Source organism: Nonomuraea sp. NPDC050310 (genome assembly GCF_040655795.1).
Classification (GTDB): Bacteria; Actinomycetota; Actinomycetes; order Streptosporangiales; family Streptosporangiaceae; genus Nonomuraea.
In genome coordinates, this window is record NZ_JBFAKP010000005.1 from 224,199 (window position 1) to 236,521 (window position 12,323).

At 64.3% G+C, this 12,323-nt stretch carries 12 protein-coding genes and 1 pseudogene; 6 read left to right on the forward strand and 7 right to left on the reverse strand.

Going from position 1 to position 12,323, the window contains the following annotated elements; genetic code table 11:
• Window positions 1-23 precede the first annotated feature (23 nt).
• Together AB0I67_RS16160 and AB0I67_RS16165 are read right to left on the reverse strand one after the other, a co-directional pair.
• Window positions 24-839: a hypothetical protein gene (locus AB0I67_RS16160; protein ID WP_357923717.1), complete on the reverse strand. Its 816-nt coding sequence runs from the start codon at window positions 837-839 to the stop codon at window positions 24-26.
• Window positions 839-1,393: an RNA polymerase sigma factor gene (locus tag AB0I67_RS16165; protein ID WP_357923718.1), complete on the reverse strand. Its 555-nt coding sequence runs from the start codon at window positions 1,391-1,393 to the stop codon at window positions 839-841. The genes AB0I67_RS16160 and AB0I67_RS16165 overlap by 1 nt, the downstream gene beginning before the upstream one ends.
• Before the next feature lie 175 nt (window positions 1,394-1,568).
• On the opposite strand from AB0I67_RS16165, the gene AB0I67_RS16170 reads away from it, so the two are divergent.
• Entirely contained in the window at window positions 1,569-2,162 is a 594-nt protein-coding gene (locus tag AB0I67_RS16170) for a DinB family protein (protein ID WP_357923720.1), read from the forward strand.
• On the opposite strand, the gene AB0I67_RS16175 is transcribed toward AB0I67_RS16170, so the two are convergent.
• The 4 genes and pseudogenes from AB0I67_RS16175 to AB0I67_RS16190 all read right to left on the reverse strand — a co-directional run bounded on the left by AB0I67_RS16175 (window position 2,138) and on the right by AB0I67_RS16190 (window position 4,748).
• A complete protein-coding gene (locus AB0I67_RS16175) occupies window positions 2,138-2,725 on the reverse strand; it encodes a dihydrofolate reductase family protein (protein ID WP_357923722.1) in 588 nt (195 codons plus the stop codon). The genes AB0I67_RS16170 and AB0I67_RS16175 overlap by 25 nt on opposite strands.
• Window positions 2,726-2,791: 66 nt before the next feature.
• Window positions 2,792-3,331, reverse strand: coding sequence for a helix-turn-helix domain-containing protein (locus AB0I67_RS16180; protein WP_357924071.1), 540 nt, complete (start codon window positions 3,329-3,331; stop codon window positions 2,792-2,794).
• A pseudogene (locus tag AB0I67_RS16185) lies at window positions 3,314-3,607 on the reverse strand (DUF6597 domain-containing transcriptional factor); the annotation flags it as partial. The pseudogene AB0I67_RS16185 and the gene AB0I67_RS16180, both read right to left, overlap by 18 nt.
• A gap of 232 nt (window positions 3,608-3,839) precedes the next feature.
• A complete protein-coding gene (locus AB0I67_RS16190; RefSeq protein ID WP_357924073.1) occupies window positions 3,840-4,748 on the reverse strand; it encodes a site-specific integrase in 909 nt (302 codons plus the stop codon).
• A 411-nt stretch (window positions 4,749-5,159) separates the two neighbouring features.
• Between AB0I67_RS16190 and AB0I67_RS16195 the strand changes: the two genes are divergently transcribed.
• The 4 genes from AB0I67_RS16195 to AB0I67_RS16210 all read left to right on the forward strand — a co-directional run bounded on the left by AB0I67_RS16195 (window position 5,160) and on the right by AB0I67_RS16210 (window position 9,807).
• The gene (locus AB0I67_RS16195; RefSeq protein ID WP_357923724.1) at window positions 5,160-6,758 is read left to right on the forward strand and encodes a Mu transposase C-terminal domain-containing protein; all 1,599 of its coding nucleotides are present in this window, start codon (window positions 5,160-5,162) and stop codon (window positions 6,756-6,758) included.
• A gap of 19 nt (window positions 6,759-6,777) precedes the next feature.
• Window positions 6,778-7,524 (forward strand): ATP-binding protein, encoded by a 747-nt coding sequence (locus tag AB0I67_RS16200; protein ID WP_357923726.1) that lies wholly within the window; start codon window positions 6,778-6,780, stop codon window positions 7,522-7,524.
• A 626-nt stretch (window positions 7,525-8,150) separates the two neighbouring features.
• Entirely contained in the window at window positions 8,151-9,164 is a 1,014-nt protein-coding gene (locus AB0I67_RS16205; protein ID WP_357923728.1) for a hypothetical protein, read from the forward strand.
• Between the two features lies 1 nt (window position 9,165).
• Window positions 9,166-9,807: a hypothetical protein gene (locus AB0I67_RS16210; protein ID WP_357923730.1), complete on the forward strand. Its 642-nt coding sequence runs from the start codon at window positions 9,166-9,168 to the stop codon at window positions 9,805-9,807.
• A 284-nt stretch (window positions 9,808-10,091) separates the two neighbouring features.
• On the opposite strand, the gene AB0I67_RS16215 is transcribed toward AB0I67_RS16210, so the two are convergent.
• A complete protein-coding gene (locus tag AB0I67_RS16215; protein ID WP_357923732.1) occupies window positions 10,092-10,310 on the reverse strand; it encodes a helix-turn-helix transcriptional regulator in 219 nt (72 codons plus the stop codon).
• Window positions 10,311-10,505: 195 nt separating this feature from the next.
• Between AB0I67_RS16215 and AB0I67_RS16220 the strand changes: the two genes are divergently transcribed.
• Window positions 10,506-11,795, forward strand: a complete 1,290-nt coding sequence (locus tag AB0I67_RS16220) for a hypothetical protein (RefSeq protein WP_357923734.1) — start codon at window positions 10,506-10,508, stop codon at window positions 11,793-11,795.
• Window positions 11,796-12,323 lie beyond the last annotated feature (528 nt).

Below are 12,323 nucleotides of genomic sequence, written 5' to 3' on the forward strand. Positions count from 1 at the left end.
CGGCTCTCGGCGTCAGGCCGGGATCAACAGCGAGACTGCGGCCCCGGGTTGCGCTGGGTGCTGGGCTCGGCACCGACCAGGAGAAGGGCCTGGCCGTCGGCGCTCATGACGCCGTCGTGCACGTACCACTCGCCGGGGGCGGAGGGTCCCGAGGGCTTGTCGTACGAGATGTACGAGGGGGCGACGCCGCGCTCGCGCAGCAGGGCCGAGATCTCGGCGACGCTCTTGTTGACGTAGTCGACGCAGTGCAGAGGCTCGCCGGGCAGGGCGATGCCGGGCGGCATCGTGTACCTCTCGCCGGGCATGGCCCGTCTGCCGAGACTGATCTCGGCCTTCTTGTCGAAGTCGACCGGCACCTTCAGGCCGACGGGGCAGCCGGCGAACCGCTCGCACGGTCCCGGGGCGTCGATGGTGGTGATCGGGCCGTCGGGTACCGGTTGGCCGGATCTCAACCAGTCAACGTCGTTGATCACGACTATTTGGCCCGCCAGGCTCGCGGAGGTCGGTACGAGGTCGAGCGTGATGTCCAGGCCTCTGGCCCGCAGCTCCCGCTGGTACACCTCGGGCTCGGCCAGCAGGTCCTTCACCGTGATCACGTAGTGGTCGTCCACCAGCTCGATGTCGAGCGCGGCGGAGGCGGGCGCCTGGGCGAGGCCGAAGGACAGCAGGGCCGCGAGCGTGGCCAGCACCGGTACGGTCGCCCACCTGCGCGACCAGGTGCGGCGGCGCTCGGGGACGGGGACGGAGGTGATCTCATCGAGCAGTTCCCTGGCGAGCGGCGTCGCGCCGGGACCGGGATCGGGCGCGATGCCGGCCACCAGTCGGTCGATCTCGTGCATCACACAGCCCCCTTCGTCATCGCGACGGCACGCAAGCCGATGCGGGCCATGTCGACGCCGGCCGCGTCCAGGTGTCCGGCCAGCCGTTTGCGGGCCCGATGCAGCCGCAGCCGGGCGTTGGCCCGCGAGCAGCCCACGACGGTGGCGATCTCGTCGGCGTTCAGCCCCTCCCAGCCGGCCAGCGCGAGGATCTCCCGGTCGTCGGCGCTCAGCCGCGCGAACGCCTCCCGCACGCCCGCCAGGCTCTCGCCGGCCTCGGTGTGCTCCGCCCACACCGCGAGCTGGTGACCGAGCCGCTCCACCAGCTCGCTGCGGCGCGACTCGGCGCGGCGGCCGTTGGCCAGCACCCGGCGGGCCACGCCGAACAGCCACAGGCGCGCGTCCCGACCCTTGGGGATGTCGTCCAGCCGGCGCCAGGCCGTGGCGAACGTCTCGGCGAGGGCATCGGCGGCATCCTCGTGGGAGTCGGTCCGTCGTCGGACATAGCTGAGGATGTCGGGATAGCTGGCAACGTAGATCACCTCGAAGCGCTGCTTGCGGTCATGGTGGGTCACGCTGCCTTCTCTCATCCGTAAGGTCCGACACCCCGTACCTGTCCGGACCCGCCAGATAGTTTCACCCCGATTTCCGCCGAAAGTGGCTTCTCGCACGTCCTGTCGGCCGCCGGCATCGCGCCGCGACTCCGCCCGGATTTGGGGCGATGGGTTCGCCATGGCAGGCTCATGCCGCATGATTGACGACTTCGCGAAAGACACCCTGCACGGCAGGCTGCGGCGAGACCGCAAGGCGTTGCTGTGGAAGCTTGACGGCTTGGCCGAATACGACGCCCGCCGGCCGTTGACCGCGACCGGGACCAACCTGCTCGGCCTGGTCAAACACGTGGCCACCGTCGAGGCCAGGTACTTCGGCGAGGTTTTCGGCCGTCCTTCCCCGGGGCCGCTGCCCCGGTGGCAGGACTCCGACGGCAGCGATCATTGGGCGGCCGAGGACGAGAGCCTCGATGAGATCGTCGGCTTCTACCGGCGCACGTGGGAACACTCGGATGCGACGATCAACGAGCTCCCGCTCGACGCCGCAGGTCACGTGCCGTGGTGGCCGGAGCCTCATGCCGGCACGAACCTGTTCGCCGTCCTGGTGCATGTCCTCGGTGAGACCGTACGGCATGCCGGGCACGCCGACATCCTGCGTGAGGGCCTCGACGGCCGGACCGGGTTGCGCCCCGAGCACGAGCAGCGGATCGACGAGGAAGCCCGTGCGGCCCACCGCGCGAGGATCGAGCAGGCCGCATCGCTCACGGCTCAGCCGGCCCGGCGCACCCGGTAGCGCAGGTGAAGCACCCGGTTGCCCCGGATCACCACGTCAGGATCCTCCAGCAGGTGCTGCGCCTGGACCGGCCCGAAGAAGCGCTTGCCGGACCCGAGCACGACCGGCACGACGTCCATGCGCACCTCGTCGACCAGGCCCACGGCCAGCACCTGGCCACCGACGTCGCCGGCGGCGACCTCGACCAGGCGGTCGCCCGCGAGCTCCTGCGCCTTGGCCACGGCCGTCTCGACGCCCTCGACGAAGTGGAACGGCGCGCCGGGGTCCCAGCCCTCGGGCGCCGGCCGGTGCGTCACGACGACCACGTGGTCGATCCCGCCCGGCGGCTTCCCGTCCCAGCCGCCGGTCAGGTCGAAGACGTGCCGGCCGACGATCGTGACGCCGATCTGGTCCCAGTACGGCCGGGTGTAGTCGTACGACGTCTGCGACACCTTCACCACGCCGCTCTCGTCCAGCGGGACGTCACCGCTGGTCAACCAGTCGAACAGCGGTCCGGGCTGGTCATCGTCGCCGGCGATGAAGCCGTCCACCGACACCGAGCTGTACATGACCACCTTGCCCACGGGGCTCTCCTCTGCTCTGGGGTGCCCTCAAGCTAGCGTCTGGTGAGCCGGCGCTCTTGTAAGAAATCAATCGGCCGGCAGCGGCCAGCCGTCCAGCACGTGGCCGGGGTGTTCGCGCAGGAAGCGCCGCCGGACCTCGAGGTAGCGGGTCGGGGTGAGCCCGGTGAAGGCCCGGAACTCGTGGCCGAAGTGCGCCTGGTCGAAGTAGCCCGCACCCCCGGCGAGCTCGCCCCAGTCGATCGGCCCGGCGGGGTCGATCGAGAACACCGTGGCGGTGAAGCGGTAGGTGCGGGCCAGCCGCTTCGGCGTGATGCCGACGAGCTCCTTGAACCGTTGCGCCAGATGCGTGCCGCTGACCCCGGCCGCCGCGCTCAGGTCGCCGATCGTCACCGCCCCGCCGGTCGCCGCGATGACGCCGCTCGTGTGGCGCACCAGCCCCAGGCCGGCGGTCTCGCGCAGCCGTCGCATCAGCTCCTGTTCGAGGAGCGTCACCATCTCGTACGGCCCGGCCGCGCCGGCCAGCCGCTCGCGCAGTTCGGCAACGGCGGGCCGGCCCCAGACCTGCTCCAGCGTCACCGGCCGGTCACGCAGCTCCGCCGCGGGCATCGGCAGGAACTGCGCCGGCCCCCACGGCTTGAAGTGCACGCCCACGGACCGGGTCCGGGGCGGGTAGCCGAACTCGATCGCGCGGGTCGGCATGGTGACCACGCAGCCGTCGGCGTACTCGGCCGTCTCGAGGTCGGTGCCGGCGCGGATGCGGAACGGCGGCCCGAGGTTGACGATGAGCAACGCCGAGGGAGACGGCGGCAGCAACAGCCGGGCGTACGGCGCCGAGCCCTCCAGGTAGTAGAGGTCGTCGATCAATCCGTCGAGCGGCGGCCGCGGCTGTGCCTGGTTATGAAGGTGGCATCCAGGTTGGTCATTGGGTGTCGTTTAGCAGCTCAGAAGCAGTCTTGTGGTTGCGCGAGACGGGTGCCGTCAAACCTTGGGATGTGTCGGAAGAAGCCTCCGATCACGGTCATGCGACACCTAGATGACCAAATAGATGTCATCAGATGACCAGCCGCTTCCCCTTCGGGGCAGCGGACAGAATCAGCGCAGATTGCGTCGTGCGCTATCGCCACACCCGGCCAGGGCGTTTGCTTCGAGGGCGTGGCAAGCTTCGAGCTTGTCGCTCGAGCTTCCGGTTGAGGCGGAAGGCGGGGCTTTGGGCCAGATACGCCTCCGTAGTCACGTGCGGTCGGGCGAGAGTCTCTGCGTGACCCAGGAGGACCCTGACTGACTCAATCGATTCCCCTGCTTCAAGATGAGCGCGCGCCACGCTGGATCTGATGGCCCGCAGAGACACGCTGTGGGGGTCGGCGATCCGGGCAGACTGGGCGAGTCCTCGGACTAGCTCGTAGACGTACGAACGCGACAATGCGAGGCCTGTTGAACTCGTAAACAGCGGACCGGACCTTCGCCCACGCCTTGCCAGGTACGCATCGAGACGTTGTCCGGAGTAGGGCGCAAGAGGAACGGGATAGAGAGTGGTGGCATTCGCCAGGCGTAGCGTTCTGATATCACCTGTATTGCCCAGATCGTCTACACGAGCGTCGAGGAGCGCCTTCGTCTGCGAAGCAGTTGTGATCAGAAGTGTGACGATGGCGACCGTCCGTAGACTGCCGGTAGCCACAGCGCTAGCCGCCAGAGAAAGCAAGTTGGCCTCGGTCAGACGGCGGGTCGACTTGGCGGCACCGCGAACACACCGTGCACCTTTGAATGGGTTTGTCACAATAAGACCGATTTTAGCCAAGTACCCGTACCAGCTTGAAATGACCGACAGCCTCTGCTGAGTCGTGGCGTCGGACAGCTGAGAATGATGGAGGGCTGCGACATAAAGGTCAACTTCGCTTGGATCGACCCGGTCCACGAAGAGGCCGCGATAGTGTACCCAATCCAGCCACCACGACAAGGCCCGTGTGTAGATCGAAATGCTGGAGGCGTGTTCGCTGGAGTGAAGCCAGTGGCGGGTCGCCTCCATGACAGCAGCACTCGCTTCGACTTTGCTTAGTAGAGCCAGAAGTTCGGCCGGCTCTCGCGCGGGCGGTCTGGACCCTTTGTCGGGCAGAACGATCGGCAGGCGGCTGAGCGGGATCAGCTCTGAGAGATCATCGTCCACTACGCCTCGATGTGGCCGGTGCTAGCAATCATCGTTGCCAGCGTAGCGATTTGATGGTTCTGGACGGCCTCACGATACAGGAGTAACGTCAGGGAATAGCGCTAAGTGCGATATCCGTAACGATGTGTGATGAGTCTCTGTGCGGAGCTCACAACCAGGTGCCATGCCCTACCTCAGTCAGTGCTCCAGGAGGTGATGGAGATAGGCGACTCTCGGCGAACAAATCGTGACCGCGACAATGCACCCCACAGCCGTGACCTACGCCAGGCTGCAGTGGAGCGCTTGGTGTGCCTGCACAAGGCCGGGCAGATAACCGGTGAGCACATCTCGCTAGTGGCCGAGTGTTGTGACGTTAGCTCCCGGACAGTCCAACGCTGGCTGAGCAAGGCGCTGGCAACCGGACAATCCGGCTATGGGCAGCGGTCGCGGTTCGAGGTGACTGCCGAACTGCGAGTGCGGCTGGCCTACTGGCGCGGCAATGTCTCAGCGGTCCATCGGGAACTGGCTGAACTGGCCGCAAACGACGGTGTGCCGGCACCGAGCCTGCCCACTCTGCTGCGGGCGGTACGTCGGGATCTCACCCCGGGCGAGCGCGCTGGATATCGCGTGGGTGAACGGGGCCTGCGCGACCATTACGTCTATTTGCGTCGCCCCCCTGGGCATCGCAATGAAGTCTGGGAAGCCGATCACCTCGAAGCGCCTCTTGAAGTGGAGCTCGATGGCGTCTGGCGCAAACCATGGGTAACGTGGTTCATCGACTGCGCCACCAATGTCATCTGCGGGTTGTCGGTGTCGGCGAGCTACCCCAATCGCCAGAGCATCATCGTGGCGCTGCGTGCAGCGATCGAGTGCGAACCCGACTATCCCTTCGGTGGTTTGCCCTCCAGGATCCGCGTCGATCGCGGGCGAGACTTCCTGTCGAAGACCGTTTCATCCACACTGCAGCGCCTAGCGGTCATCGTGGAGGACCTTCCTGGCTACTCTCCTTACCTTAAAGGCACAGTGGAAAGCCTCAACGGCGCTTTCGTCAAGATGAGGGTCAACGCCCTGCCTCGCGCCCGGCAAGCGCAGCTCTCGATCGACGGCAAGCCTCTCGACCCCGACCAGCCGGGATTGACCTTTGAGGCATTCGTCGCCGAAGTCTTGCAGTGGGCGCAGTGGTGGAACAACGACCATCGACTGGAGGCGACAGGTTCCACGCCAGCCCAAGCATGGAATGCGGATCCCACGCCCATTCACCAAATCGCCGATCGCGAACTGCACATCCTCACTTTAGAAGAGGATGGGGTGATCCGTAAGATCACCAAGAAAGGAGTACGGCGAGGCAGGAATCGGTACTACTCGGATAGCTGGATGACCGGGAGGGTGGGTGAGTCGGTAACGCTGAAGTGCTTGCCTAATAATGAACGCCAAGTTGAGGTGTTCAGTGCAGACAATGGACGCTACTTGGGGTCAGCTTTCCTGTCGGATCAAGCGACACCTGACCAACGGCGGAGAGTGAGAGACGCCCGCGCTCGTCAGTCTCGACAGTTGCTGAGCGATCTGCGGGCGGCGGAACGCATACGCCGAGAACGGTACGCAGCGGTCAGCACGCCCGTTACGCCACCTAAGATCACCGCGATCACTGCTGACGAGGCGCGGCATGCGAGCCAGGCGGTTGATGACGATGCGATGGCCCGACTGGCGTCCCCCATCAAGATTCAGCCGCAATCGTTGCCTCGCGGCTGGGTCCTGCCGCGCTCTGCCTCTACGCTCGGCATCGCACCAGACGCCGAGCCAGCGTCGAATGTGCCCCGGCCTGAGACCCTGTCGCCTGAGCAGGGTGTGGTCCCATCGGAGAGCGAAGGGGGATCCCCTGAGCCGACTGGATGAGGACTCATTTCGTCTGGGTATGCCCGCCGAAGATCACTACCTCAGGCTTCCTGAGGCCAATGTCGTGGCTACAGACGCACTCCAAGAGACGCTCTACAACATCGGGGAGGTCATCGATGCGCACGCCATGATGTGCATTCACGGAGATGCCGGGCTGGGCAAAACGCTTTCGGTTAACCAGACACTGCGAGACCTTGCGCCCGAGTCAACGTTCCGCATTCAACTGAGGGAACGTCCAACACCACGCTACCTGCGTCACTCCCTGTTCTCAGCTCTCGGTATCAGCGGCAGGATGCCTGCACGGCCCGCCGAGTTCGATCGGCTACTGAAAACGGTCTTGGCCGAGCAGCTCCGTATCTTCGTTTGCGACGAAGCCCAGTGGCAATCCCCGGAGTGCTTCGAGTACTGGCGGCACTTATGGGATGATCGGCGCACCGAGATGGCGGTTATCTTTGTGGGAGGCGGTGACTGCTACAGGGTACTGCGGCGTGAGCCGATGCTTGCCTCGCGAATCTTCATCTGGCAGGAGTTTCGTCGGCTGAGCACCTCACAAGTGAGGCAGGTCATGCCGGTCTTCCATCCGATCTGGGCGGAGGCAGCTCCGGACGATCTCGATTTCATCGATGAACACGCCGCTCACGGGAACTTCCGCCTATGGGCAAAGCTCACATATCACCTCGTCCGGATGCTTGAGCGCACCGGTCAGCAGCAGGTCAACCGACCGCTGTTGCTTCATGTCTTCAGCAAACTGGGTGGGCGCGGATGAGTGTCGAAGGGACAAGATCGGGCGGGATAACTGTTGTGCTGGACGCCGCCGACGATCATCGATTCGTGAGCGATGCCTGGGACGTTCATGATCCAAGCTCAGGCTGCCTGGTAATTGACCCCACTCCGGGCACAGTGACGGGCACCGACAGCGCACTTGCCTTACTCGATGCGCTAGGCAAGTCCCTGGACGAGGTTTCCGAGATCACACGTGGTCGGGGCTACTTGCCTCAATTGCTGCACTTGGCGCATGCGTGGGCCGAAGCGGAAGGAGTGTGGCACGTCATCGTTCTTCGCGGACATCGTTTGAGCACAGAGCAGCTGGTCTATCTCCGTGCCGTCACGGAAGGCATCGGTGCGGCACTCACTGTGATCTGGCACGCGCCGGCTCCTGAGAATTGGCAGGAGGCCGTTGGCTCAGCATGCCCGGTGAAGATCGTTGACACGGTCGGGGCAGCCATGGTGGCCGCGAGATTTAGGTGCAGGCCTTGGGCGAGAAGAGCTGTCACGAACATGCCTCGACGCCAATGCCTGGTCGCATGGCGGGGTCCCGAGGCCTTTCGTGCCGCCCTACACCTGGGCTCTTACCGAAGAGATCTTCCCAGCTCCCAGGAATTGACGGAGGCCTTGGAGTATCCACTGCCGTTCGTGCCCACCAGCGATTTCCTCCATTACCTGGCTGACGCTCAGCGTGAGTGCTCTACCGGTGGCGACGCAAACGCCAGACGTACGTTCAAGCGAATCCATAACCTCTACCTCGACGGAACGTCCCTCGCCTGCGCGTGGATTGTCAATCAGCCTGACCTGCAGAAGCTTGATGCCGCAAGCGTCGAAGATCAACCAGCGCCCGCGATCACACCTGCGAGGTTGGACGGCCGTCTGTGGGCGACAGGCGAGGCCGCAGCCCTTCAACACCTGCCTGCGCGCGACGATCTCTTTCATCGAGGTCATACTCCTTTCAAAGTTGGCGACATCGATCAGCTTCGTCTGTTCCTGGCAGGCCTGGTTGCCGATTGTCCGACAAGAGAACATGCAATCACGCGAATTCGCGGCGCCCAGGCCGGATTTTTGGCCCATGGGCTGCTTCTTGCGCTACCCAGTCCATTGCACCAGGCCACTGGTCGAGGACTCACTATTCATTTCACCGCTGACGATGCTGAGCGCATCCGCACGCGTGTCGTGCACCCTGTTCATGCTGCCGCACTTGCTCTGGTTCTCCTGACTGGCTTGTCGGCGCGCCAGCTGATCGCCGTCCCTATCTCTGCCCTCAGCGGTGATGCGTCTCACCTGGCTGTTCATGAGCGCCTCAGTGCCGATCCGTCTCACCCGGGAAGCCTCGTAGAGTACGGCATCCCGCCCTACGTCCAACCTCTTGTGGGCGCAGCGCGACTGTTTCTTCTACGCTGCGGCGCCTCCGACGACTCCTCGTTGTTGGCTGACGGCTTCGGTCGCAGCGACCAAATCCTGCTGAATAGCGCTCGCCGTTGTGCTCTACCTGTTCACGCGCTGATCAGCCGCCGTCAGGGTGTTCGCCCCTGGGACCTGCAGGCTCGGTGCTGGCGCATCGGCGCGCCGCTCCATTGCGTGGTTGACGACGGTGAGCCCACGGCAGCAGACGTTTTCGAGAAAGGTGCGACGTAGCATGCTGGACCTGGAACTGATCCGAAACCGCATGGTGGAGCTAGGAGTACATGATGCGGAATTCACCATGCGAGTCGGGACGTCACTCTCTGAGCTGCGTTGTGCTGGATCCCTGGCAGGTCTCAGCGTGGATGCGGTCGTTCGTATTGCCGATCTGCTGGGCATTGATATCAATTTGCTTCTCGGACGTGCCCCGTCACGGAAGCGTGCACCAGCTTCCGATGACTCGGTAATCGAGGCGGCGCTCTCCCGGCATGGCCAGGTACATGAGCGTGACCTGGCGACCGCGCTGCGTTGGAAATTATCCCGAGTGCGGGAGGCGGTTCAGGATCTCCAGGTGAGGCTCATCGGCACAGGCCTGCACCTGGTCCGCGTCGGGGATTTGGTCCACCTGGAAGCCTTTCCCGAGTTTTTAACAGCTGAAATCGATGAGGTTCTGGCGACCCAGGCCCAGCGGCGGCTTCCCCTCACTCTCATCGAAGCAGTCCATCTCATGTCCGCCTTGCACTCCACTGCGGCCCATGGATATGTGGATCCTGGGTCTGCCGAAGTTCTCGGATTGCGAGGCCTGGTACACCGCGAAGCCGGAGAGCTGCCAACACTCCACGCCGACGTTCTCTATGCGATCGACACGCTTGCGTGATCACCGACCATAGCGGGGTGGTATTGTTGGCCGGCGGCGCCGTCCTTGCTTATCAGACGGGCTGCGAAGCGGAGCGGCGCGAGTTTTGGACTTCGTTATCATGGTCCGCCTGTGACTTCTTGCGTCACTAATGGATCATGCCTGAGGGGTTGCTTCAAAGTCCCGGCTTAGCGGCGTCGCCTTGGAAATTGATATCGCCTGGTCCTCCGGCGATATCAATTTCGGTTACAACCCTATAGCTGGATGCCGAGCATCCTGAACCGGTGACCGCATCGCCCCTCGCTTCATGCGTGGCCGTCAGCCTGTCCTGTCTCCATCTGCTCAAACTCGAACAGATGACTGGCAGGTACGCGAAGAGCGTCGGCGATCTGGAACACCTTGTCGAGATGCGGGCTGAACATGCCGTTCTCGATCCGATTCACGGTCTTACGGTCTACCTCGGCCAGTTCCCCGAGCGTCTCCTGGGTCAGCCCTCGCTGCTCCCGCATCACCCGCAGTCGCATGCCGAACTGTCTTCGCAGCTCAGCGATACGAGGCGAGGGCGGTAGCGGCACTCAAACACGTTCGCGCGCATGATCCCTCAAGGTCTGTACCAGCGTTGGTACAGATTGTGTTGGGGAGGTGGAGCGGTCTCATCATTCCTGGGATGTTCAGGACACCTCAAGATGCGTCGGCAACATGACATAGAGGGCCACCCCATGACGCTTGACCTGTTGGACACGGCGAGGACTGTCACGCCAGCACGTTTGAACATGGCAGGCCGGATCTCGCCGGCCTGGCTCCTGACCCAGGCTGCCCAACTCGCCATCGAGATCCAGACGATCCTGCGACTCATCAACGGCGCGCAGCTGAACCTGCTCGAGGAGCTCCAGGCTCACAGCGAGATCACCGACATGCTCCACATCGCCGCCCACGCGGCGGTGATTGTCGAGTCGAATCTTCCACGCGCTCCATCGTGGAGCAGCGGACCGCCGCGCGTTCGTGCCGTCTTTGCTCAAGCGCGCGAAGCTGGCACTGATCCATCGGTGATCCGGCCGCCGGGCGAGCGGCATGCGCGTCCCGTGCTGGATCCGGGCTTCCGTGAGGCGATCGAGAATGCCACCTTTCCCGATGCGGAGCCGAAGGCACTCTGTAGTGGCCTCACCGTAAAACGACAGGCATGCGCCAACTCCATCCACGCCGGTATCGGCGCTGCCCACTGCCACGCCCATCTCACGGCTGCCGAACAGCAACGACGTGCCGTCCTGCAGCAAGCACAGCAGCGCTACCGGCAAGCGATCGAGGATGCTCTTGACGATCAGGCCATGTCTGTGGCTGAAGAGTGGGTGACTCGGTACGGGCGGGGCCCCCTCCGGCTTGATATCCCTGCCCCTCCCAGGCCGACCGGGACCTCGTGGGAGACATCCGCAGCGATGGCAATTGCTGAGACGCACGCACAGGCGACTCAGCGTCTCCATACGCTGCGCTGGCCGCAGCTCTGTCCTCGCGCCGGTGAGATCCTCGGAGCGCTTCTCCAGCCCACCCCGGTGACCGTCAGCGAGCTTGCCTCGGCTGCCGCCGCGCGCAGCCGCGGCAGGTGGGCGGAGGGGGAGGCGTGGCTAGCGTCGGAAATCTGGGACGGCATACGGCCTCTTGACCACGACTTGCTAGCGGTCAGCAAGAGCGCGTGCATCGACGAACATCCCACTGTTCAGTCGATACGTGCGGCGACGCGCAAGGCAGCAACCTTCTGGCGGCACTGGCAATCTGTTTTTGACGACTTCGTCGCCGAGTGCGGCTGCGCCAAGGTCACGACCATGGCCGACCTGCTGACCTTCTGGCAGCACATGGACCTGCTTATTTCCCATGGACAGGGCGCGCAGACACGATGGCGCCTCAATCCCGCAGCCCCCTCGCCGTGGCAATGTCTGCAACCCCCCGGCCAACTGGAGGCACAGGGAGAGAGTGTCGCCGCATCGCTGGCCCGCTGGCTTGCGGCGCGTTCATGACGATACGCCAGCGAGACCCAGTGGTGTGGGAGTGATCATGCGGCTACTCATATTTGAGACGATCTCTTGAATTGGGCAGAGACCTGCACAAAGGGCGCCGGCCGTTCGTGGCTGCTGGGCGAGCCTGTCGTAGGTCGATTACTGTTAGGCGAAATGATCTCGCTGGCCGACCGCCGCTACCGCTTTCGGCGCCTCCGCTTGTACCGCACGCGATTTTCGACCTCGTGTTCGATGATCCGAAGGAGTGGTCGGCGGAAAGTGCGAATGAAGGGGCTCTCGCACAGGCCCTCACGAGGCGACCTGGCGCAGGGGCGCCGACTATCGTCCTATCGAAGGGCACCTCGCCCGGGCGATCTGACACGGCTCGACCGCAAAGAGCCACGCCGCGCTCGCGCCCGGGCCAGCGGCTGCGAGTCACATCATGGCCGACGACTAAACGTAGGTAGGCCTATTGGGCACCTGAGCAACCGCCGTGCCATTCCGTTTTCGCGTGGGGTGCCCCGGTAAGGCACCTGCCACGACCGCAAG